Source organism: Synechococcus sp. WH 8101, from assembly GCF_004209775.1.
Taxonomy (GTDB): Bacteria; Cyanobacteriota; Cyanobacteriia; order PCC-6307; family Cyanobiaceae; genus Synechococcus_C.
Window position 1 is genome coordinate 2,412,761 of record NZ_CP035914.1, and the last position, 20,116, is coordinate 2,432,876.

Below are 20,116 nucleotides of genomic sequence, written 5' to 3' on the forward strand. Positions count from 1 at the left end.
CCTTCCTAAGATCAGATGCGATTGCTTTGCCACGGCCCCATGACGCAGCTGGAAACGCGCACGGAGCCGATGGTGGTCAACTTCGGCCCCCATCACCCCTCGATGCATGGCGTGCTGCGGCTGGTGGTGACCCTCGACGGCGAAGACGTGGTGGATTGCGAGCCGGTGATCGGCTATCTCCACCGCGGCATGGAAAAGATCGCCGAAAACCGCACGAATGTGATGTTCGTGCCCTACGTGAGCCGCATGGACTACGCGGCGGGCATGTTCTACGAGGCGATCGTGGTCAATGCGCCGGAGCGGCTAGCCGACATCCCTGTGCCGAAGCGGGCCAGCTACATCCGGGTGCTGATGCTGGAGCTCAACCGCATCGCCAATCACCTGCTTTGGCTTGGCCCCTTTCTGGCCGACGTGGGGGCGCAAACGCCATTTTTCTACATCTTCCGCGAGCGGGAGATGATCTATGACCTCTGGGAAGCCGCCACCGGCCAACGCCTGATCAACAATAATTATTTTCGAATCGGTGGTGTGGCAGCCGATCTACCGTTCGGCTGGCTGGAGAAGTGCCGTGATTTCTGCGACTGGTTCGGCCCGAAGATCGACGAATACGAAAAACTGATCACCAACAATCCAATCTTCCGTCGCCGGATCGAGGGGCTGGGCACCATCGGGCGCGAGGAAGCGATCAATTGGAGCCTCTCCGGGCCGATGCTGCGTGCTTCAGGCGTGCCCTGGGATCTGCGCAAGGTGGATCACTACGAGTGCTACGACGATTTCGATTGGGATGTGGCCTGGGAAAAAGAGGGTGACTGCTTCGCGCGCTATCGCGTGCGCATCGAAGAGATGCGCCAGTCGCTGAAGATCCTGCGCCAGGCCTGCGACATGATCCCCGGCGGCCCCACCGAAAACCTTGAGGCCAGGCGCATGGCCGAGGGCAAGAGCAGTGACTTCGCCGGTTTCGATTATCAATATGTGGCCAAAAAGGTGGCGCCCACTTTCAAGATCCCGGAAGGAGAGCTCTACACCCGGCTCGAATCCGGCAAAGGGGAGATCGGTGTGTTCATCCAAGGCAGCAACGATGTGACCCCCTGGCGCTTCAAAATCCGCGCAGCCGACAGCAACAACCTGCAGATCCTTCCCCACATCCTCAAGGGCCACAAAGTGGCCGACATCATGGCGATTCTTGGCTCCATCGACGTGATCATGGGATCCGTTGATCGTTGACGCTTCCAGCTGGCTGACCCTGTCGAGAACGGTGCGCTTCGGCGATACCGATGCCGCTGGCGTGATGCATTTCCATCAACTGTTGCGCTGGTGCCATGAGTCATGGGAGGAGAGCCTGGAGCGCTATGGCGTTGAAGCCGCCGTGGTGTTTCCCGGCTGTCGCCAGCAGGAGCGCTGGCCCGAAGTGGCCTTACCGGTCGTGCATTGCAGCGCCGACTTTCTGCGCCCGGTGCATGGCGGCGATCACCTGACCGTGAAGCTAAAGCCCCAGCGTCTCGACCCGGGCAGCTTTGCCGTGCGTTATCGGTTTCTGCTCAACCACCAGGATGTGGCCCGCGGCCAGATCCGTCAGGTGGCGATCAGCACTGTCTCGCGTCAACGCTGCCGCCTGCCGGAAGCGATTGATCGCTGGCTGGAAGCCTCAGGCCTCGGTCAGATCGGAGAACTTTCAGACGGTTGACTTTCAGAGGGTGGAGTTGCGGGCGATCGGCCCTGATGGATCCAAACCCAAACCAAGGCAGCCAACTGAAGGGGCAACAGACAGGCCAAGACGGGACGCAGAAACAGTTGCGAGCCCTCGGAGAGGTTGCCACCCATCGCAGCAGCGCTGCAGGTGGCACATCCCAGCAACAGGATGGTCGCTGCGGGGCGCGCCAATCGAGAGCGAGGCATCAGAACCAGGCCTTCTGCCCATCGAGATACAGCTCCCGGAATTCCTCCGGCGTTTTGGTGAGATAAATCACTCCCTCGATCAAACCGATCACACCCATCACAAACGACGCTGCCCCACAGGTCACAACGCCACCGGCAATGCTCACCACCAGCATGATGATGCCGGCATTGTGATAACCGAGCACAAATTTGTGCACCCCAAACGAACCGAGAAAGACACCCAGCAAACCCGCGGCCAACTTCTTATTGCTGATTTCCGTCTCGGACAGGCTGGTCATCACAAGCACGGGGCTGTTCCGCTTCTAGCGACTGAAGCCAGGCCTGCCAACGCGACCGTTGCCATTTTCCAGCCGCCGTGGGGGCCAGATCGGGGCAACCATGCCAGGCGATCGGCCGCTCCGCCGGCAACCAGTCAGCCACCAAAGCCTGCAACGCCCGCATCCGCTCCATGGCGCCATCACCAGAATCACCAGATCCCGGCGACCAGCGCACCAACGCCACCAGCCGCTCGCCCCACTCCGGATCTCTGACCCCCAGCAGCAGCAGGGCCTGCACAGGCAACTGATTCGCCCGCACCGATGCCATCAGCCGCAGCTCCAACTGCTCGGGGAACACCGTGACGCCGCCAGAATGAATCGCGCCATCCAGACGTCCGAGGATCCGCCAGCTCACACGCCCCTCGAGCTCACGCGGCGTCGCCAGATCACCGGAGCGCCACCAGCCACCCCCATCCGCCAGGGGCTCAAGCGACCCATCCGCCTGACAACGCGCCAGCGCCAGGCGCGGACAACGCACGGCCAGGCCCCCCTGGGCATCGACCCGCAGCTCCACATCATCCAGCGGCGCACCACAGCCATCGTCACCCCTGAGAAACGCCGCCGGGGTCTGGGCCGCCACCATCGCCGCCGTTTCCGTGGCGCCATAACAGGGCGACAGGGGAAGCCGGGCCTGCCGAGCCCGTTGCGCCAGGTCGTCAGGCAAGGCGGCACCCCCGACCCAGATCACCGTCATGGCACGCAACCACTCGATGCCAGCGGGATCCTTCAACAGACGGGCGAGTTGGGTGGGCACCAGCGACAGCAGCATCGGCCCATCGCGCCAGCGGCGCTGCTGATGGCACCACTCCAGCAGCGCACGGGGTTGTTTCATCAGGGCCGGAGGAAGCCAACCATGACCGGCCCCCCACTGCTGCGCCCTCCACCAAGGCATCAGGCCGCTCACGTGCTGCAGCGGCAACGGATTCCAGATCTGCACCTCCGAAGGGGTGAGGCCGAGGGTCTCCAACCAGCGACCTGTCGCGGCAGCCGATCGATCGCAGTGGGCGATCGGCTGCAGACAGTGCTGACGACCGCCACTGCTGCCACCACTGGCGAGCACCAGACCAGGCCCGGGCGGTAGATCCACAGACCGAGGCACCAACTCCGGATCTCCGGCCGAGGCACGGGGGCCCAGCAGCTGCAGCCAGCCACCAGCGGCGAGCTCCAGCGTCAAGCGTTCCGCCGCCTGGTCGAAGGCCTGCGGATCACAGCGCAACTGACGCCAAGCCGTCATGCCCCCTCCATCACCGTGGCGTTCTCCGCCGCCGCGTTCCACACCTGCTGCGGATCCTGGCTGAACAGAGGGCCCGGCGGACACCAGCCCGGGGCCAGGCCGGGAGCCGTGGGGGTGGGGCCCTGTTGCTGCAGCGCCGCCAACAAGGCGAGCCACCGCGCACCGATGCCGGTTTCAAAGGCGGTGCTCAACATCAGCCGCGGGGCACCCGCCTGCAACTGCCGCAGCAATGGGCGGGGGTCGCCCTCCAGCAGCGGCCGCCGCACCTGCCAACCGTGCCAGTGCTGCCGCCAGGACGGATGCACCTGCAACGTTTCATCCAGCGCCACGGGCACACGCTCCGCCAACTGCCCCAGTCCCTGCAGGTCATCCAGCGCCAGGGGCTGCTCCAACCACTCGAGCCGAGGATCACCCCTCAGCGCCTCAGCCCAGCGTTCAGCGGTTGGGCGATCCCACCCCGCGTTGGCATCCAGGCGCAACCGCACCTGGGGCGGCAGCCGCTCCAGCAACTCCGCCAACAACGCCCACTCGCGTGCGGGATCTGCCGCGGCCACTTTCCACTTCAGCGTTCCCCCCTCCCTGGCCTGACCTGCAGCCAGCCAGTGCTCCAGAGCCGCTGGCATCGCCTCGCCGGCTGGCAACAGCTGGGCCGAAGGGGGAGCCGGCAGCCAGGGTTGCCCATCACGGGCGGAAGATCCCACCACGCCATCCAGTTCGGCCAGGGCAGCACCAAGGGCAAAGGCCAAGGGCGGTGGCCCTTGGTGCAACCGGTCGTTGAGCATCGGCCGATCACAGCACACAGCAGCCGGTTGCAACCACCCGTCGAGGGCTGCAGCGCAGCGTTGCCCCATCCCCGGATCCAATGGCGCCAGCTCACCCCAGCCCAACCGACCCGTCGCGGGTTCCTCCAGGCGCAGCAACCAGCCGGAGCGCTTCCGCCAACAGCCGTGGGCCGTTTGCAGCGGCCTGTGGAGCGCAAAGCGATAGGGCCGGATCTGCAGCCGCAGCGTCATCGCTTCAACCGGATGGCCCCAGCCCCAGCACGGGCTCCAACACAGGCCCCAGGGCCAGGCCGAGGCTCAGACCCAGGCCATTGAGCGCCTGAAAACGCAGGGCCAGAAATTTGCTTTGGGTGATCCGCTCCGGCACGTGATGGTGATCCCGCAACAGGCGAATCAAGGCGGCACCGGCCGGCAGCCCTGCGGCCGCCAACAAGGCGGAGACAGGCCAGTCGCCCTGCAGCACGGGCGCCCACTCCAAAGCGAGGGTGCCGGCCACCATCCAGGGGATCAGGGCTGCAGCGCGGGCCGTGCCCAACCGCACCACCGGCGATCGCTTGCCATGGGCCGCATCCTCCTCCACCTGATGAAAGTGGGAACAGAAGAGCACCAAGGTGGTGGCCAGGGCAGGGCCGGCGCCCAGGCTCAGGGCCGTTCCCCAGGGCACCGCAGCTCCAGCGGTTGCGCCAACCGCGGCAGGGGAGAGAACAAGCAAGGCTGCCGCGGTCGCGAACGGACCGAACGCCAACCAGCAGAGTGGTTCTCCCAGCCCCAGATAGCCCAACCGGAACGGTGGCCCCTGGTAGAGATAGCCCAGGCCGCAGCTCATCAGCACCAGCACCAGCACGGCAGGGCTGCTGCGCCAGGCCAGGGCCAGCATCAGCATCAGACCGCTGAGCAGAGCGCCATGGGCGAGGCGGCGCACCGGACGGCGCCGCCCGAGCAAGGCCACCACCGAGTGGGGTTTGGCGACGGTGTCGACCCCGGTGTCGGCATCAAACAGGTCATTGCTGAGGTTCTCCCAGAGGAGCAGGAGCACCGCCGCAACCAGAAAGCCGAGAAACTGGCCCCAGCGCACCGTCTGGGCACTACCGAGACGCCAGCCCGCCGCCAGCACCACCGGCATCACGGCCACCGAATACATCGGCCACTTGATGGCGGCTTTCCACAACCGCCGGCGATCGCCTGCAGGGGCGTGAAGGGATGCAACAGCCTGGCGATCTGGCATGGACTGGACCCCTGAGGCCCGCATGAAGGCCCATACATTTGAGCAGCATCCCTTTCCCCGCCGCCCGGATGACGGCCGCGCCCGCCAATCCCCACGCTGTCTGCAGCTTCAGTGATCTGCTGGATCAGGCCCTGACGGCCTGGCGCGGGCGCCAGGGGGAGGAAGGGGTGGTCAGCCTGGCCTTGCCGCTGCATGGGGTCGATCCCCTGCTCCAGCTGCCGTTGCTGAGTGCCGCCGATCCGTTCCGCTTCCTGTGGGACAGCGCACCAGGCCTGAGCCTGGCCGCAGCTGGACGCTGCCATCACCTCGACCTGGCTGGCCCGCGTCGGTTTGAACTGGCCCAGCGCTTCAGCGATACAACCCTGTCGCGAATTCTCGATGCAACGCCGGAGGCCCCGGCACAGGCGCGCTCGCGAATCCTGTTGGCCTTCGCGTTTTTCGAGAGCAACAGCGAACAGCACCCCAAACCAGCCATGCCATCGGTGCAGGCGGTGCTGCCGCGCTGGCAACTCAGTCGCCATGGCCGCCAGGGCTGGCTGCGACTGCATGGCAGCGTCAGCCAGAGTGCGGATGTGCGCCACCTGGCGGAAACCCTCTGGCAGATGGCCCAACGGCTGGAGCAGAGTGTTCACGCCCCCTTGCCCGCGTGGTCAACTGCCGTCAGTGGCACCACCACGCCTGGAGCCTGGCAGGAGCGCTATGCCCCGGCTCTGCGCCGAGGCCTGGATCTGGTGAATGGGGGCGACCTGCACAAACTGGTGCTGGCGGTGCGCCAGTCGATTCAGCTCCGGGCCCCGCTCGACCCCCTGCCACTCCTGCAGCGTCTGCGGCAGCAGCAAGCCGGCAGCTGCCGGTTCCTCTGGCAACGCAACAGCGACGACAGCTTCTTCGGCGCCTCGCCAGAACGGTTGCTCTGCCTGCGCAGCGATCAGCTGCGCAGCGATGCCCTGGCAGGGACAGCCGGCCAAGGCGATCGCGGTGATGCCCTGCTCCGTTCCGACAAAGATCGGCGCGAGCACGAGCTGGTGGTGCAGGCAATCACCGACCACCTGCGCGCCCAGGGGCTCAGCCCCCGCAGGCCGCGCCGCCCCCAGCTGGCGCGCCATGGCCAACTGGTGCATCTCCACACCCCGATCACGGCCGCTGCCGCTGGGCGGGCACCGCTTGCTCTCGCGGAGGCCCTCCACCCCACACCCGCCGTGGCCGGCCTGCCACGGCGGGAGGCGATCAGCTGGCTGCGCAGCCTGGAGCCCTTTGAACGCGGGGGCTATGCGGCACCGATCGGCTGGATCGACAACGCCGGCGATGCCGACCTGCGTGTGGCCATCCGCTGCGGCCATGCCAATGGCTGCCAGCTCGATCTCACCGCGGGGGCCGGGCTCGTGCGCGGTTCGGTGGCGGAACGGGAACTGCAGGAAGTGGGCCTCAAACTCACCGTGCTGGCCGATCAGCTGGAGCTTCAGTCCGTTCCGCTCACCACCTGAGCCTGAAGCCGTTCGATCACCTGATCCGCAAGCGGTTGATCCATCAGTCGCTCCACCTCTCGAATGCCGGTGGGGCTGGTGACGTTGATCTCACTGAGCATGCCGCCGATCACATCAATCCCCACGAAGAACAGGCCCTCGGCACGCAGCGATGGGGCCAGCGCCGCACAGATGTGCCGTTCGCGCTCACTCAGTTCCGTGGCTTCGGGATGGCCCCCGACTGCGAGATTGCTGCGGAACTCCCCCTGTTTCGGGCGGCGATTGACGGCGCCGAGCGGTTCACCGTCCACCAGCAGAATCCGCTTGTCACCGTCACTGACTTGGGGCAGGAAGCGCTGGGCCATCACCGGCAGGCGTTCCTGCTCGGTGACCAGTTCCAGGAGCGCCCCGAGGCCAGGCGCATCCGCCGCCACCCGAATCACACCCAGACCGGCACGACCGCCGAGGGGTTTGAGCACGATGTCGCCCTGCTCCTGGGCAAAGGCCGTTAACTCGGCGACACGACCGGCCACCAGGGTGGGGGCCATCCAACGGCTGAAACGGAGGGCGCCGAGCTTTTCATTCCAGGCCCGCAGGGACGACGGACGATTGAGCACGCGCACCCCGGCCCGCTCCGCCACCTCCAGCAGATGGGTGGCGTAGAGATAGGCCTCATCCACCGGCGGATCCTTCCGCATCCAGATCACGCTGAACCCTTCGAGGGGTAGGCGTTCGAGAGCACCGACCTCGAGCCATGGCTCGGGCTGAACCATCGCCGCCATCGCGATCGGGGCATCGCCCATGGCGATCAGATCGGCGGGCGTGCAGGCCCAAAGTTCATGGCCAGCTCTGGCGGCGGCCTGCATCAGGGCTGCAGTGGAATCTTTGGCTGGATTGATGCGCTGGAGCGGATCCAGCACGAACAGGTGACGCATGAAGGGGAGCCTCAGGCGGCGCCAGCGAGCAGGGCGTCGAGCTCTCCGGCCCGTTCCATCGCATGCAGATCGTCGCAACCGCCGATGTGGCGATCGGCGATGAAAATCTGCGGCACGCTGCGGCGACCATCACCGCGGGCTGCCATCGCATCGCGCGCCGGCTCATCCCCATCAATGGCGTACTCGGTGTAAGCCACACCCTTGCGATCGAGCATCTGTTTCGCCCGGACGCAGAACGGGCAGAAACGCCAGGTGTAGATCTCGACGCTCGGCATAAACCCATCATTATGGATCTGGATTTTATGCGGAGCTGACTGCAACGGAGTGATGGCTCTCCGCCCACCTTCAGCCCAACAAATCCGCAACGCTTTCCAGGTGGGGTTCGCAGGCTTCCTGGCCACTGGCCTGTATCTGACCGCTGGCGACGAAGCCCTCCGCGTCGATGCCTTTTACCTGGTTTACGGAGTAGCGCGCAGCCTGCTGCCCACCCCTGAAGCCTCGCTGAAGGCAGCAAGGGCGAGGGTCGTAGGCACAGTCTTCGGTGGCTTCGTGGTGGCGATGCTGATCAAAGCGGTGAGCAACTGGCCCGCCGTGGGCATCGGTTACGTCCTCGTGAAACTGCTGGGACGGCGTCTGGGCATGGATGAAGCCACCTTGATGAATGGCGTGATCATGGCGTTGATGCTGGTGGCCGTGCCCGGATACCAGGAGCTAGGGGGCCTGTACGTGATGTACAGGACTGGCTGGCATCTGATCGGTCTGATGCTCGGCATGGCCGTTGAACGGTTGTTTTGGTTCAGTCCTCTGCTGAAGCGACTGCAAAGAAGCGAAATGGCGCTGATCGCCCTACTGGAAAATCTGCTGAAACAGGCACCGGCCCAACGCGACTTGGAATTAATCGGCGCGTATGACTCCCACTGCAGCCTGCGCAGCATCGTGCTGAGAAGCGGTCAAGCCGCCATGCTCAGCACTCCTGAATCCCAACAACGGCAAGAGTGGCTGGAACAGGCAGTTCGCCATGGCGTCGCTCGGCAACGGGTCAAGGGACCGCTCGTAAGCATCGATGCGGATGAATGCCTTGAAGCCCTGCGTCAGCTCAAGCGGAATAGCGGTATCGCGTGAAGGCGACCCCTCAACTGGCCCTGATCCTGCGCAACGGGTTCGTCCTGATGCTGGCCGTAGCAGCCGTGAACCAGGTCGGTCTTCCTGAGGGGCTATTTCTCGCCCTCGCCATGCTGACGGTTCTTGAGTCGGATCTGGGTGGTGGCGTCATCGCCGGCCGGGAACGAGTTACGGGAACGATCTTGGGATTGCTTGCAGTGGTTATCACCGTGGGAATCTCTCCGGCACTTCCACTGCCGGCACGGGTATTCAGCGGCCTGCTTCTTGTACGCCTGTTCGGCTTCACCGCAGGACTGAACAATGGCTTCATCGTGGGCGGCCATGTGGTGGCCGGCAGCCTCCTTCACGATCTCGACACCTGGTGGCATTACGCCTCATGGCGCACGTTGATGACCATCCTCGGAGTTCTGATCGGCGTGCTTTTGTCCCAGCGCATTTACAGCCAGCGCTCGGAGAGTCACTGGAGAGAGCGATGCCACAGCTGGACCGAAGATTTGGCGGATGCCCTGCTTCATCTCAACGTGATCCCTGACCAGGATCCGTTGTTTCTGACTCTTCGAGAGAGACGCAATGCGCTGCGCCGCAGCCTCCCCCAGCTTGTCGCTGAACAATCTTTGACACAAAGCAATCAGGATGCTGTTCTCTGGGCGCAGGCGGTTCTGCAGCACTGCAGCACTGTGATGAGCAGCTGCAGGGACATCAGTGCCTTGCTTCAGAGCCAGAGGGATCTGACACCTGCTCTGACGAAAACAACGCAAGAATTGCAGCGCTTGGGCAGCCACCGCCTGCGCGCGATCGGTCGTGGGACCTCCGTGCAGCAAGACGAATGGCCCCTTGTTCGCTGTCAACTGCAACAGGCGATCGAAACAGATCTCCTCCAGCCTCAGGGATCTGAAGGCCCCTTCCAGGATTCAGAGCAACAGGGGAGAGTTCTTCTGGCCAGTCGCCTGCTGCTGCTCGCGGATGCCCTTGAGCGACTGGCCGACTTGCCCATGGGGATGGAAAGACACCATGACTCGCTGAGATAAGGTCTCAAAATCTTGCCTTTATGCAACCGTTGCTCGACCTCACCGACTTCAAGCGCGACCTCTCCGAGCTCACTGACCGCCTGGGCCATGCCCAGGACTGTCTTTGACGTTCCTGCTCTGAAAGCCAGGCAACAGGATCTCGAACAACTGGCCTCCCAACCGGATTTCTGGGACGACCAGCAGAACGCTCAGAAGCAGATGCGCCGCCTTGACGAGGTGAAGGCCCAACTGCAGCAACTGGAGCAATGGCGTGGAGCGATCGATGACGCCCAGGCCACCCTGGAGCTCTACGACCTCGAACCAGACGACGACATGCTCAGCGAGGCCCAGGAGGGTCTCACCAACCTGCGCCAGGCCCTCGACCGTTGGGAGCTGGAACGGCTGCTGAGCGGCGAATACGACAAGGAAGGCGCCGTGCTCTCGATCAATGCCGGCGCGGGCGGCACCGACGCCCAGGACTGGGCCCAGATGCTGCTGCGCATGTACACGCGCTGGGCCGAGGATCACGGCATGAAGGTGAGCGTGGATGAACTCTCCGAGGGGGAGGAAGCAGGCATCAAAAGCGCCACGATCGAAATTGATGGCCGCTACGCCTATGGCTATCTGCGCAACGAGAAAGGCACGCACCGGCTCGTGCGCATCTCACCGTTCAACGCCAACGACAAGCGCCAGACCAGCTTCGCCGGCGTGGAGGTGATGCCCAAGCTGGATGACGAGGTCGACATCGACATTCCAGACAAAGACCTGGAAGTCACCACGTCCCGCTCCGGTGGGGCCGGTGGACAGAACGTCAACAAGGTGGAAACGGCCGTGCGGATCCTGCACATCCCCACCGGTCTGGCCGTGCGCTGCACCCAGGAACGCTCCCAGCTGCAGAACAAGGAAAAGGCGATGGCCCTTTTGAAGGCCAAGCTGCTGGTGATCGCCCAGGAACAGCGTGCTGCTGAGATCGCCGACATCCGCGGCGACATCGTCGAGGCGGCCTGGGGCAACCAGATCCGCAACTACGTGTTTCACCCGTATCAGATGGTCAAGGATCTGCGCACCCAGGAGGAGACCACCGATGTACAGGGGGTGATGGATGGCCATCTCGATCCTTTCATCCAGGCCCTGCTGCGCCAGGGTGTGGACAGTCCTGGACGCGATGAGGACGGCTAAACCATGCAAGACGAACCCCAGTCCACTCCGCCGACCCCCTCCTCACCGCCACCCAGCTTCGTGAAGCAGGCGATGCGAAACATGGTGCGCAAGGGGCGCCAGAGCCTGGTGCACTTCGGCCTGACCGCCGTGGGCTTCCTCGGCTTCATCCTTCTGGTCGCCTGGCTGGGGCGACCCACCCTGCCGCAATGACCCCAGGGTTCGAGCTTGATCTGGCCTTCGCCCCTGCCCCGGCAGGCCTGATCCCGGAACCCGGCGACCCTCCGACGCTGGCACGTCTCAGCGACCCGGCCCCCTGGATGGCCGATCTTTCCGCCTGGCTCACCCTGCTGTGTGCCGATGCCAACCTGACCTGCCCCGGGCCGGTGCGCACGGCCCAGGCGATCAGCCTCGGGCTCCAGTTCTGTGACGACGCCACGATTGCCACCCTCAACGGCACCTGGCGCCACAAACCCCAGGCCACTGATGTGCTCTCCTTCGCCGCCTTGGACGGGGATGGACCGATGCCTGACGCTCCCTGCGTGGAATTGGGAGACATCATCGTTTCAGTCGACACCGCCCGCCGCCAGGCCAAAGAGCATGGCCATGGGCTGGTGCATGAACTGCGCTGGCTGGTCAGCCACGGGCTGCTCCATCTGCTGGGCTGGGATCACCCGGATGAAACACAGCTGACCGCCATGCTCCAGTGTCAGGAGCGTCTCCTCGCCATCAGCGGTAAGGTTCAAACCCACGGTGAGATCAGCTGTGAATCAACAGATGGGATCACTGCTGCACTCTGAGGACGACCGGACCTTGACGGACGAGCTCAGCCAGGCCAGCAGGCAAAGAGCCGCCCATCGCGGCGCCTGGCGCATTGCCGGCGACCTCCCCGCCAGCTTCCGCTATGCCGCCCAAGGCCTGGGCTACGGCTTCATCAGCCAGCGCAACTTCCGCATTCACGTGATCATTGGTGCGGTGGTGTTCGCACTCGGCCTGTGGCTGCAGCTGGCGGCCCTGCCCATGGCTGTTCTGGTGCTGACCGTGGCCGCCGTGCTCGTGCTCGAGCTGCTCAACACCGCCATCGAAGCGGTGGTGGATCTGGCGATCGGTCGTCGCTTCCACCCCCTGGCCCGGATCGCCAAGGATTGCGCCGCGGCGGCCGTGCTGGTGGCGGCGATCAGCTCCTTGCTGATCGCCCTGCTCCTGCTGCTGCCACCTCTGATGGAGCGCCTGCAGGGATAATCGACGCCATGCTTCTGGTCATCGACAACTACGACAGCTTCACCTTCAACCTGGTGCAGTATCTGGGGGAGCTGGCCGCTGAGCATCCTGTTGCCGCAGAGCTGCGGGTGGAACGCAACGACGCCCTCAACCTGGAGCAGATTCGCGCTCTGACTCCAGACGCGATCCTGCTCTCCCCAGGCCCCGGCGATCCGGACCAGTCGGGTATTTGCCTCGAGGTGCTGCGGGAGCTTTCACCCACGGTTCCGACCCTGGGCGTCTGCCTTGGCCATCAGGCCCTCGCCCAGGTGTATGGCGGCCGGGTCGTGCGCGCCTCGGAACTGATGCATGGCAAAACCTCCCCGGTGCTGCATGCCGGTGAAGGGGTGTTCGCCGGGCTGCCCCAACCACTCACCGCCACCCGCTATCACAGCCTCATCGCGGATCGCGCCAGCCTGCCCGACTGCCTGGAAGTGACGGCCTGGCTCGAGGACGGCACCATCATGGGTCTGCGCCACCGCAACCACCGCCATCTGCAGGGGGTGCAGTTTCATCCGGAAAGCGTGCTCACCGAAGCTGGTCATCAGCTCCTGGCCAACTTCCTGCGTGACGCGGAGTGATGGCGTCACCGCTGCTAGTTTCCACACCCACCAGGATTCCGCTCCATGCCTGACCGTCCGATGGTTCCGGCCCTGCGGCCCGCCGCAACCCTCCTCGGTGCGGCAATGGCTTGCACCATGGCGGCGCCCATGTGGGCCGGCGGCGTCACGATCACCAGCTACGGCCACAGCGCTCTGCTGATCAATGGCGGTGGACAGACTGTTCTGGTGAATCCCTTCAAAGCGGTGGGATGCGCCCAAGGCCTGCGAGAACCGCGGCTGAACGCCACGGTGGTGCTGGCCAGTTCGGAGTTGCCCGATGAGGGCGCGCGCATCGCCGGCGGCACTTTTCTCTCGAAGCCCGGGTCCTATCGGGTCGGCGGCCTGAAACTGGAGGGATTCGCAGCTCCCCACGACCGCCTTGGCGGGCGGCGCTTCGGTCAGGCGACGATCTGGCGATGGCAGCAGGGTGGCCTGAGCTTCGCCCATCTGGGTGGCACCGCTGCGCAGCTGAGCGGCGAAGACAAAGTGTTGCTGGGCCGCCCGGATGTGCTGATCATCGGCGTCGGTGGTGGCGCCAAGGTCTACAACGGCGAGGAGGCCGCCAAGGTGGTGAGGGAACTCAATCCCCGTCGTGTGATTCCGGTGCAATACGTGAACGGGGACGCTCCCAGCGGCTGCGATCAAGGCGGCGTCGATCCTTTCCTGGAGGCGATGGCCGGCACGGAGGTGCGCCGGGTCGGCGCCACCCTCTCACTCCCGAGCGGCCTGGGTGACAGCACCGTGATCGATGTGATGCGTTGAGCACCCTTGGTGGGGTCAGTGCGTCAGCAACAGCTCAGCGATCCGACCGCGATCCATCCCCTGCAACAGAGCCAGCAACACCAACACCCTGGCTTTCTGGGGGCTGAGGTCATCGGCGGCCAGCAATCCGAGCGAGGCATCGTCGTTGCGGGCTGGCACCCGGCCGTTCCCCGTGCGTGAGGACCTCACGATCACCGGAGTCGCCTGACCGGCCTGCTGCCGCTGCCGACAGGCCTCCTCCAGGGCATCGCGCTCGAAACAGGAGAGCTGACCAGCCCCCGTTCCGGCCACAACCAGGGCATCAACGCCGCTTTGCAGCACACAGGCGAGCCAGGTGGCGGAAGGCTGCACGTAGCCATACAGGATCTCCACTGAAGGCCAGGCCTTCACCTCGGGCCAGGCCTCGAAGCTGGCGCCGCGAACTGCCAAGGCCGACGCCACGGTATGCCGATGACTGGGTGTGCGGGTGAAGCGCACCCCATCACCATCGACCGTGCCGAGGCGACCGTGACCTGGCGAGCGGAAGGCACCGACGCCGGCACAGGCCGCTTTGGTCACCTCCCGCGCACCATGAATCACGCCATCCATCAGCACCAGCACACCCCGACCCATCGCCTGGGGATCCACCGCCAGCTGCAGCGCCTGCAACAGATTCAGAGGGCCATCCGCACTGAGGGCCGTGGCCGGTCGCATCGCCCCCACCAGCACCACCGGTCGCGCATGGGCCAGGGCGAGATGCAACCAATAGGCGGTTTCCTCCAGGGTGTTGGTGCCGTGGGTGATCACCACCCCCGTGAGGTCTGGATCGGCCCTGAAGGCGGCATCAATCCGTTGCAGCAACCGGAACCAGAGTGCATGGCTCATGTCGGCGCTGTCGATGTTGGCGATCTGCTCCACCGTGAGCTCCGCCACGGCACGGGCTTCCGGAAGGGCTGCCAACAACTGTTCGCCGCTGTGCACGCCAGCGCTGTAGGTCTCGAGATCGCAACTGGAGGCCCCCGCACCAGCGATGGTGCCACCGGTGCAGAGCACCAGCAGCCGCGGGCGAGACTGGGAGGAGCACTCGTTCATGTTCGACCAGCCCTCAGGAAAGCGAGGCCAGTGCATCCAGGGAGACATACACCTCCCAGAACCATTGCATCTGCTCCAGCGTGCCGATACTGACCCGAAGGGAGCCATCGATCTGGGGTTTACCGGCCATCGAACGCACCAGGATGCCGGCCGTGCGCAGGTCAGCCTCCACCTCTTGAACAGACCGCTGCGGCCAGATCAGCAGATAGTTGCCGCCAGCGGCATGGTGCCTCACCTTGTGTTGCTCAAGCATCGACAGAAGCCAGCGGCGCGCTTGCTTCACCTCCGCCACATAGGCATCGGTGTAGGGCTGATCGCTGAGGGCTGCGAAGGCGGCCGTCACCGCCACGCTGTTGACGTCGTAGGGGCCGGTGACCCGACTGACGCGATCGACAACGGCGGCATGGCCGATGGCGAAACCGATGCGCAAACCGGCCAAGCCGGCGGTCTTGGCCAGGGATCGCAGCACCAGCAGGTTGGGCGTGACCTCGAAATCAGCGATGGGGAGAACGCTGTCGCCCGTAAAGGCCTCATACAGCTCATCCACCACCACGAGGGTGTCGGGAGCGGCCGCCGCCAACTCCAGCACCTGATCCGCCGCCAGGCGAGTGCCGGTGGGGTTGTTGGGATTGCAGAGCATCAGGATCCGTGGCGTCAGATCCAGAGCCCTTCGGATCGCGGCGAATGGGAAGGCGAAACCCGGCATTGCATGGGGGATCGCCTCGATCGCCATCCCCTGCATTGCCGCACAGGGGGCGTAGTAGCCGAAAGTGGGGCTGGTGGTGAGCAGACCATCACCGGGGCCGCCATAAGCATGGATCACGGCGTGAATCGCCGCATCCACGCCGTTGAAAATACCGATCTGATCCGGGCTCAAGGCACAGCCCAGTCCGGCTGGGGCAGCCGCCAGGTTGGCCAGCACCGCCTCCCTCAGGCCGGCGTATTCGGGATAGATGGCGAGGTGATCGGCGGGAATGGCGCGCAACGCCTCCAGCACCTTCGGGCTGGGGCCAATGGTGTTTTCGTTGAAATCCAGCCGCAACAAGCCGCGACGTCCTTCCAGAGGAGCGCTGTAGGCATGCAGACCCTCCACCTCTTGGCGGGGCTTGGGGAAGGGGGGGTGCACAGCGCTCAAGACTTCAGATCGCTCTAATCGCCACGGTGTCGCAAAGCCGGGTGGGGTTCTGTGCCAGTCGGCTGAGAGGGGCGTCACCACTCACGCTAGTCGCGGGCACGAATCACATGCGCTCGAGGGTGGCAATGCCCAACAGACCCAGACCCAGGTTGAGGGTGTCGGCCGTGAGGCGGCACAGGGCCAGACGCGAGCGGAGTGTGGCCCCCTCAGCCTTGAGCACCGGCACCTGGTCGTAGAAGCGGTTGAACACCTGGCTGAGTTCGAACAGGTAGGTGCAGAGGCGGTTGGGCAGCAACTCCTCCTCCACCTCGGCGATCACCGCATCGAACCTGAGCAGCTCGCGCACCAGGGCCCACTCCTGCGGTTCGTTGAAGTGGAGATCCGCACCGGAGCCTGCCGCAGCACCAGTGCCCGCCGCCGCCAGATCACCCCCCTTGCGGGCGATGCCGGCGATGCGCACCACCGCGTAGAGCAGGTAGGGCGCCGTGTTTCCCTGCAGCGCCAGCATCCGGTCAAAGCTGAACTGGTAGTTGGTGATCCGGTTCTGGCTGAGGTCGGCGTACTTCACCGCCGCCAGGCCCACGGTGGTGGCCACATGGTGGATGAAGGCCTCGTCTTCGTTGCGGCCCTCCTCCTCAAGGCGGCGGCGCAGGTCGGCCTCGGCGCGCTCCACCGCCTCATCGAGCAGGTCGCGCAGACGCACGGTGTCACCGGCGCGGGTTTTGAGCTTCTTGCCGTCTTCACCCTGCACCAGCCCGAAGGGCACGTGCTCGAGCCGGCCGTCTTCCGGCACCCAACCGGCGCGGCGCGCCACCTGGAACACACCGGCGAAATGGTTGGCCTGGCCGGCATCGGTCACATAAATCACCCGGCGGGCGCCATCGCCATCCGGGGCCCCGCCGAAGCGGAAGCGGATCGCCGCCAGGTCGGTGGTGGCGTAGTTAAAACCGCCGTCGCTTTTCTGCACGATCACCGGCAGCGGCTTGCCGTCCTTGCCGCTCACCCCCTCGAGGAACACGCAACGGGCGCCGTCGTCGACCACCAGCAGGCCGGCGGCCTCGAGATCGGCCACCACACCCTCCAGGTAGGGGTTGTAGAAAGATTCGCCGCGCTCGCTCAGGCGAATATCGAGGCGGTCGTAGATCTTCTGGAATTCACGGCGGCTCTGGTCGCAAAGCAGACCCCAGGCCTTGAGCGACACGGGATCACCGCCCTGCAGCTTCACCACCTCTTCCCGCGAAGTGGCCTGGAAGGCGTCGTCGTCGTCGAACCGCTTCTTGGCCTCGCGATAGAAGGCCACCAGATCACCGAGATCCACCGCATCGGCGGTGTCGAGCGCCTCGGGCGCCACCTGCTTGAGGTGGGTGATCAGCATGCCGAACTGGGTGCCCCAGTCACCCACATGGTTGAGGCGCAGCACGGGGTGGCCGCGGAACTCGAGCACCCGCGCCAGCGAGTCGCCGATGATCGTGGAGCGCAGGTGGCCCACGTGCATCTCCTTGGCGATGTTGGGGCTGGAGAAATCCACCACCACCGGCGCGCTGCCCTGCACCGATGGCACCCCCAGGCGCGGATCCCCCAGGCGCTCAGCCACCTCGGCCGTGAGCCGCTCGGGCCTGAGCGTGAGGTTGATGAAACCCGGGCCGGCGATCACGGGTTCCAGGCAGAGCGCGGTAAACGAGGGATCCGCCTGCAGTTGCTCCACAATCGCGCTGGCGATCTGCCGAGGCGCCTGCTTCAGCGGCTTGGCCAGGGGCAGGGCACCATTCGCCTGGAAATCCCCGAATTCGGGCTTGCTGGCCGGGGCGAGCTGGGGATCGAGGGGCTGCCCAGCCTCACGCGCTTGCGCTGCCGCGTCTGGAAACGCCCGGTCCATCGCGCCGCGCAACTGGTTCTCCAGGGTGTGGGCAATGCGCAGCATGAACAGAAATGGGGCGAAGCCAAGCGTTGATCATCCCCCGGCGGGTGGAACCAGCAGCATGAAGTGGTTCACCCACAGGCCCCCGATGGGGAGCGAAACCGATGGCGAGTTCAGGGCACGGCGGTCTACGCCGTGACGCTCTCCGCGCAGCACTCAGCCTGCTCGAAACCGCACGGGACCCGCGCCGCGCAGATCGCATGTATGCGCTGCTGGATGTGGTGACAGCGACGCCGCTGATGGATGCCTGCTTTGCACGACAGGCGCAGCGCTCTGATTTAAGGGAGCTGGTGATCAGCCGATACAGCGCGCCATGGCCCGATCCCGACGCCATGCGCTCCCTGCACCCCGACAGTCTCGGAGCCTGTCTGCAAAGGCGTTCGGATGCTCTGGGGCTCCCTGCCCTGAGGCCGCCCGCTGTGCCGGAGGGCTCCGATGCGACCTATCTGATGCACCGTTTGCGGATCACCCACGACATTCATCACCTGATCCTCGGATTACCGACCACGGTGGCTGGTGAAGCGGCCGCTGCGGCTCACTACGCCGCAGCACTGCAATCCCCTTCGGCCACTGCCGTGCTCACAGCCTGGATGACCCATGGCCTGATGGCGCCCGATCAACATGAATCGATCTGGAAAGGGATTCGTTTCGCCACCGATCTGGCCCTGGACTGGAGCAGCTGCCTGCTGGCCTGGCGATGGGAAGACGCCTGGGACCGACCACTCCAGGACTGGCGAACGCTGGTGGGGCTGGATCCGCTTCTGAAGCGTTCCCCTTTCCAGGAGGAACTTCGGCGCTGGATCACCCCCCGGCGGGGCTGAAGCGCATGCTCAGATCCAGCCAGCTGCTGCGCGTGATCGGTGCACTGGTGGAAATCAGATCGATGCCGGTGGCCGCGTAGGCGGCGAGCGCCTCGGGCTGAAGACCCGAGGCCTCCAGCACCACCGGTGCCGCATCCCTACGGGCACGCGCCTCATCCCGGAGTTTGGGCACCAACATCGCCAGCTCATCCGGGCTGAATTCATCCAGCAGCACCCCATCGGCGCCGGCGCGCACGGCGGCGATCGCTTCCTGCTCGGTTTCCGCCTCCACGATCACCCGCGCCGGCCAGGGGGCCGAAGCCCGCACTGCCGCGATCGCCGGCTCGACCCCACCGGCCCAGGCCAGATGGTTCTCCTTGAGCATGGCCGCATCATCAAGGCCCATGCGGTGGTTCAGCCCACCGCCGCAGCGCACGGCGTATTTCTCCAGAACCCGCAGGCCCGGCGTGGTTTTGCGGGTGTCGACGAGCTGCACCCCCGAACCCTCCAGTTGGGCAATCAGCGCTGCGGTCGCCGTGGCGATGCCGGAGAGGCGCATGGCCAGATTGAGGGCCGTGCGCTCCACTGCCACCAGGGCCTGGGCGGAACCCTCCAGCTCCAGCAACCGCTGTCCAGGCCTGACCCACTCCCCCTCGGCCACCCGCAGCCGCACCCGGGCGGCAGGGTCGAGCAAGCACAGCAAGGGCTCGAGCAACACCCCCCCGCAAAAACGCCCCTCAGCCTTGGCGAGCCAGTGGGCCGCACCCTCGCAACCCTGTAAGGCGGCTGCACTGAGATCGCCGCGGCCGAGGTCCTCCATCAGCCAGGCCTGCAGCTGCCCGCGGAGCTGCGGGGTGATCGGCAAAGGAGTCACCATCAGAGCCAACTGGTTCCGGATGCTTCAAGGGCTTCGATCGAAGGCCAGGCCCCCCAGCCAAACAGGAGCTGATTCAGACGGTCGATCAGGGCCGGCGTTTCCTTGAGAGCCTGACGGGCGGCCCATTCGGCCTCCTGCACCTGGGACTCGGGCAGGTTGAGGGCCTCCAGCAGGCGTCGGTAGGCCACCCGCTCGGCGGCATTGATGGCACTGGCCTCATCCGGTGCCTGACTGCTGCAGGCCATCTGGAAGGCGAGCGACACCATCGCCAAGCGCTCGTCCCTGCCCTGAAGCTGGGCCACCTGGGCCTCGAGATCCAAGGTCTCCTCCGCCTGCAAGGCCGCTAGCGCATCCTCTGGGTCCACCTGGGGCAGCAGCCGGGCCGACAGCTTGTTGAGCAGCGATCGCTCCTCGGCCGCCACATCCCCATCCACACCCGCCACCCAACACAGCAACGTCAACTGGGCCCGTTGGGCAGGGGTGAGACCAGCCAATGGATCAGTCACCGGATACACCGAGCGATGGATGTTCATTCTGAGAGCCCAGCGGCCC

The 20,116-nt window shown here is 65.4% G+C and carries 23 protein-coding genes; 12 read left to right on the forward strand and 11 right to left on the reverse strand.

What is annotated here, in order from left to right; genetic code table 11:
• The first annotated feature begins 39 nt into the window (after positions 1–39).
• Together SynWH8101_RS12865 and SynWH8101_RS12870 are read left to right on the forward strand one after the other, a co-directional pair.
• Positions 40–1,224: an NAD(P)H-quinone oxidoreductase subunit H gene (locus SynWH8101_RS12865; protein WP_130130086.1), complete on the forward strand. Its 1,185-nt coding sequence runs from the start codon at positions 40–42 to the stop codon at positions 1,222–1,224.
• Positions 1,214–1,684: a thioesterase family protein gene (locus SynWH8101_RS12870; RefSeq protein ID WP_130130087.1), complete on the forward strand. Its 471-nt coding sequence runs from the start codon at positions 1,214–1,216 to the stop codon at positions 1,682–1,684. The genes SynWH8101_RS12865 and SynWH8101_RS12870 overlap by 11 nt, the downstream gene beginning before the upstream one ends.
• A 211-nt stretch (positions 1,685–1,895) precedes the next feature.
• Here SynWH8101_RS12870 and SynWH8101_RS12875 read toward each other — a convergent pair whose 3' ends face one another.
• The 4 genes from SynWH8101_RS12875 to menA are packed head-to-tail and all read right to left on the reverse strand — an operon-like array spanning position 1,896 to position 5,454.
• Positions 1,896–2,174: a TM2 domain-containing protein gene (locus SynWH8101_RS12875; protein ID WP_007101356.1), complete on the reverse strand. Its 279-nt coding sequence runs from the start codon at positions 2,172–2,174 to the stop codon at positions 1,896–1,898.
• Positions 2,140–3,447 carry an AMP-binding protein gene (locus SynWH8101_RS12880; RefSeq protein WP_130130088.1) on the reverse strand — a complete coding sequence of 436 codons (1,308 nt, stop codon included), beginning with the start codon at positions 3,445–3,447 and terminating at the stop codon, positions 2,140–2,142. The genes SynWH8101_RS12875 and SynWH8101_RS12880 overlap by 35 nt, the downstream gene beginning before the upstream one ends.
• Positions 3,444–4,460 (reverse strand): o-succinylbenzoate synthase, encoded by a 1,017-nt coding sequence (locus SynWH8101_RS12885; protein ID WP_130130089.1) that lies wholly within the window; start codon positions 4,458–4,460, stop codon positions 3,444–3,446. Before SynWH8101_RS12885 ends, SynWH8101_RS12880 begins: the two co-directional genes overlap by 4 nt.
• Before the next feature lie 4 nt (positions 4,461–4,464).
• Complete coding sequence (menA, locus tag SynWH8101_RS12890; RefSeq protein ID WP_130130090.1) at positions 4,465–5,454, reverse strand: 2-carboxy-1,4-naphthoquinone phytyltransferase; 990 nt, start codon at positions 5,452–5,454, stop codon at positions 4,465–4,467.
• Between the two features lie 68 nt (positions 5,455–5,522).
• Here menA and SynWH8101_RS12895 point away from each other — a divergent pair, with 68 nt between their 5' ends.
• Entirely contained in the window at positions 5,523–6,938 is a 1,416-nt protein-coding gene (locus SynWH8101_RS12895) for an isochorismate synthase MenF (RefSeq protein ID WP_130130091.1), read from the forward strand.
• Here SynWH8101_RS12895 and gshB read toward each other — a convergent pair.
• Complete coding sequence (gene gshB, locus SynWH8101_RS12900; RefSeq protein ID WP_130130092.1) at positions 6,914–7,852, reverse strand: glutathione synthase; 939 nt, start codon at positions 7,850–7,852, stop codon at positions 6,914–6,916. The two genes, SynWH8101_RS12895 and gshB, sit on opposite strands and share 25 nt — an antisense overlap.
• A gap of 11 nt (positions 7,853–7,863) precedes the next feature.
• Positions 7,864–8,127 (reverse strand): glutaredoxin 3, encoded by a 264-nt coding sequence (gene grxC, locus SynWH8101_RS12905; protein WP_130130093.1) that lies wholly within the window; start codon positions 8,125–8,127, stop codon positions 7,864–7,866.
• Positions 8,128–8,179: 52 nt separating this feature from the next.
• On the opposite strand from grxC, the gene SynWH8101_RS12910 reads away from it, so the two are divergent.
• The 8 genes from SynWH8101_RS12910 to SynWH8101_RS12945 all read left to right on the forward strand — a co-directional run bounded on the left by SynWH8101_RS12910 (position 8,180) and on the right by SynWH8101_RS12945 (position 13,763).
• Positions 8,180–8,974, forward strand: coding sequence for an FUSC family protein (locus SynWH8101_RS12910; RefSeq protein ID WP_130130094.1), 795 nt, complete (start codon positions 8,180–8,182; stop codon positions 8,972–8,974).
• On the forward strand, positions 8,971–10,002 hold the full coding sequence (locus SynWH8101_RS12915; protein ID WP_130130095.1) for an aromatic acid exporter family protein: 1,032 nt from the start codon (positions 8,971–8,973) through the stop codon (positions 10,000–10,002). Before SynWH8101_RS12910 ends, SynWH8101_RS12915 begins: the two co-directional genes overlap by 4 nt.
• Before the next feature lie 20 nt (positions 10,003–10,022).
• A protein-coding gene (gene prfB, locus SynWH8101_RS12920) for a peptide chain release factor 2 (RefSeq protein WP_165380994.1) occupies positions 10,023–11,160 on the forward strand; the annotation gives its coding sequence in 2 pieces (ribosomal slippage) (positions 10,023–10,106 and positions 10,108–11,160; 1,137 coding nt in all).
• Positions 11,161–11,163: 3 nt separating this feature from the next.
• Entirely contained in the window at positions 11,164–11,352 is a 189-nt protein-coding gene (locus SynWH8101_RS12925) for a DUF3285 domain-containing protein (protein WP_130130096.1), read from the forward strand.
• Positions 11,349–11,939, forward strand: a complete 591-nt coding sequence (gene ybeY / locus SynWH8101_RS12930; protein WP_130130097.1) for an rRNA maturation RNase YbeY — start codon at positions 11,349–11,351, stop codon at positions 11,937–11,939. Before SynWH8101_RS12925 ends, ybeY begins: the two co-directional genes overlap by 4 nt.
• The gene (locus SynWH8101_RS12935) at positions 11,917–12,381 is read left to right on the forward strand and encodes a diacylglycerol kinase family protein (RefSeq protein WP_007101346.1); all 465 of its coding nucleotides are present in this window, start codon (positions 11,917–11,919) and stop codon (positions 12,379–12,381) included. Before ybeY ends, SynWH8101_RS12935 begins: the two co-directional genes overlap by 23 nt.
• An 8-nt stretch (positions 12,382–12,389) precedes the next feature.
• On the forward strand, positions 12,390–12,980 hold the full coding sequence (locus tag SynWH8101_RS12940; RefSeq protein WP_130130098.1) for an aminodeoxychorismate/anthranilate synthase component II: 591 nt from the start codon (positions 12,390–12,392) through the stop codon (positions 12,978–12,980).
• Between the two features lie 105 nt (positions 12,981–13,085).
• On the forward strand, positions 13,086–13,763 hold the full coding sequence (locus SynWH8101_RS12945) for an MBL fold metallo-hydrolase (protein WP_254428130.1): 678 nt from the start codon (positions 13,086–13,088) through the stop codon (positions 13,761–13,763).
• Positions 13,764–13,778: 15 nt separating this feature from the next.
• Here SynWH8101_RS12945 and SynWH8101_RS12950 read toward each other — a convergent pair whose 3' ends face one another.
• The 3 genes from SynWH8101_RS12950 to argS all read right to left on the reverse strand — a co-directional run bounded on the left by SynWH8101_RS12950 (position 13,779) and on the right by argS (position 17,890).
• Positions 13,779–14,834, reverse strand: a complete 1,056-nt coding sequence (locus SynWH8101_RS12950) for an asparaginase (protein ID WP_130130100.1) — start codon at positions 14,832–14,834, stop codon at positions 13,779–13,781.
• A gap of 13 nt (positions 14,835–14,847) precedes the next feature.
• Positions 14,848–15,969 (reverse strand): histidinol-phosphate transaminase, encoded by a 1,122-nt coding sequence (locus SynWH8101_RS12955; RefSeq protein WP_130130101.1) that lies wholly within the window; start codon positions 15,967–15,969, stop codon positions 14,848–14,850.
• Between the two features lie 103 nt (positions 15,970–16,072).
• Positions 16,073–17,890 carry an arginine--tRNA ligase gene (argS, locus tag SynWH8101_RS12960; RefSeq protein ID WP_130130102.1) on the reverse strand — a complete coding sequence of 606 codons (1,818 nt, stop codon included), beginning with the start codon at positions 17,888–17,890 and terminating at the stop codon, positions 16,073–16,075.
• A gap of 101 nt (positions 17,891–17,991) precedes the next feature.
• On the opposite strand from argS, the gene SynWH8101_RS12965 reads away from it, so the two are divergent.
• Positions 17,992–18,708 (forward strand): Coq4 family protein, encoded by a 717-nt coding sequence (locus SynWH8101_RS12965; protein WP_130130103.1) that lies wholly within the window; start codon positions 17,992–17,994, stop codon positions 18,706–18,708.
• On the opposite strand, the gene nadC is transcribed toward SynWH8101_RS12965, so the two are convergent.
• Both nadC and SynWH8101_RS12975 read right to left on the reverse strand, forming a co-directional pair.
• Positions 18,689–19,564: a carboxylating nicotinate-nucleotide diphosphorylase gene (nadC, locus tag SynWH8101_RS12970; protein WP_130130104.1), complete on the reverse strand. Its 876-nt coding sequence runs from the start codon at positions 19,562–19,564 to the stop codon at positions 18,689–18,691. The genes SynWH8101_RS12965 and nadC overlap by 20 nt on opposite strands.
• Positions 19,564–20,097, reverse strand: coding sequence for a TerB family tellurite resistance protein (locus SynWH8101_RS12975; protein ID WP_254427977.1), 534 nt, complete (start codon positions 20,095–20,097; stop codon positions 19,564–19,566). Before SynWH8101_RS12975 ends, nadC begins: the two co-directional genes overlap by 1 nt.
• Between the last annotated feature and the right edge of the window lie 19 nt (positions 20,098–20,116).

Coding starts and splice junctions, on each gene's coding strand:
- SynWH8101_RS12865 (WP_130130086.1), top strand. CDS start 40: ATGACGCAGCTGGAAACGCGCACGGAGCCGATGGTGGTCAACTTCGGC.
- SynWH8101_RS12875 (WP_007101356.1), bottom strand. CDS start 2,174: ATGACCAGCCTGTCCGAGACGGAAATCAGCAATAAGAAGTTGGCCGCG.
- SynWH8101_RS12880 (WP_130130088.1), bottom strand. CDS start 3,447: ATGACGGCTTGGCGTCAGTTGCGCTGTGATCCGCAGGCCTTCGACCAG.
- SynWH8101_RS12885 (WP_130130089.1), bottom strand. CDS start 4,460: ATGACGCTGCGGCTGCAGATCCGGCCCTATCGCTTTGCGCTCCACAGG.
- menA (WP_130130090.1), bottom strand. CDS start 5,454: ATGCCAGATCGCCAGGCTGTTGCATCCCTTCACGCCCCTGCAGGCGAT.
- SynWH8101_RS12895 (WP_130130091.1), top strand. CDS start 5,523: ATGACGGCCGCGCCCGCCAATCCCCACGCTGTCTGCAGCTTCAGTGAT.
- gshB (WP_130130092.1), bottom strand. CDS start 7,852: ATGCGTCACCTGTTCGTGCTGGATCCGCTCCAGCGCATCAATCCAGCC.
- grxC (WP_130130093.1), bottom strand. CDS start 8,127: ATGCCGAGCGTCGAGATCTACACCTGGCGTTTCTGCCCGTTCTGCGTC.
- SynWH8101_RS12910 (WP_130130094.1), top strand. CDS start 8,180: ATGGCTCTCCGCCCACCTTCAGCCCAACAAATCCGCAACGCTTTCCAG.
- SynWH8101_RS12925 (WP_130130096.1), top strand. CDS start 11,164: ATGCAAGACGAACCCCAGTCCACTCCGCCGACCCCCTCCTCACCGCCA.
- ybeY (WP_130130097.1), top strand. CDS start 11,349: ATGACCCCAGGGTTCGAGCTTGATCTGGCCTTCGCCCCTGCCCCGGCA.
- SynWH8101_RS12935 (WP_007101346.1), top strand. CDS start 11,917: ATGGGATCACTGCTGCACTCTGAGGACGACCGGACCTTGACGGACGAG.
- SynWH8101_RS12940 (WP_130130098.1), top strand. CDS start 12,390: ATGCTTCTGGTCATCGACAACTACGACAGCTTCACCTTCAACCTGGTG.
- SynWH8101_RS12945 (WP_254428130.1), top strand. CDS start 13,086: ATGGCTTGCACCATGGCGGCGCCCATGTGGGCCGGCGGCGTCACGATC.
- SynWH8101_RS12950 (WP_130130100.1), bottom strand. CDS start 14,834: ATGAACGAGTGCTCCTCCCAGTCTCGCCCGCGGCTGCTGGTGCTCTGC.
- argS (WP_130130102.1), bottom strand. CDS start 17,890: ATGCTGCGCATTGCCCACACCCTGGAGAACCAGTTGCGCGGCGCGATG.
- SynWH8101_RS12965 (WP_130130103.1), top strand. CDS start 17,992: ATGGCGAGTTCAGGGCACGGCGGTCTACGCCGTGACGCTCTCCGCGCA.
- nadC (WP_130130104.1), bottom strand. CDS start 19,564: ATGGTGACTCCTTTGCCGATCACCCCGCAGCTCCGCGGGCAGCTGCAG.
- SynWH8101_RS12975 (WP_254427977.1), bottom strand. CDS start 20,097: ATGAACATCCATCGCTCGGTGTATCCGGTGACTGATCCATTGGCTGGT.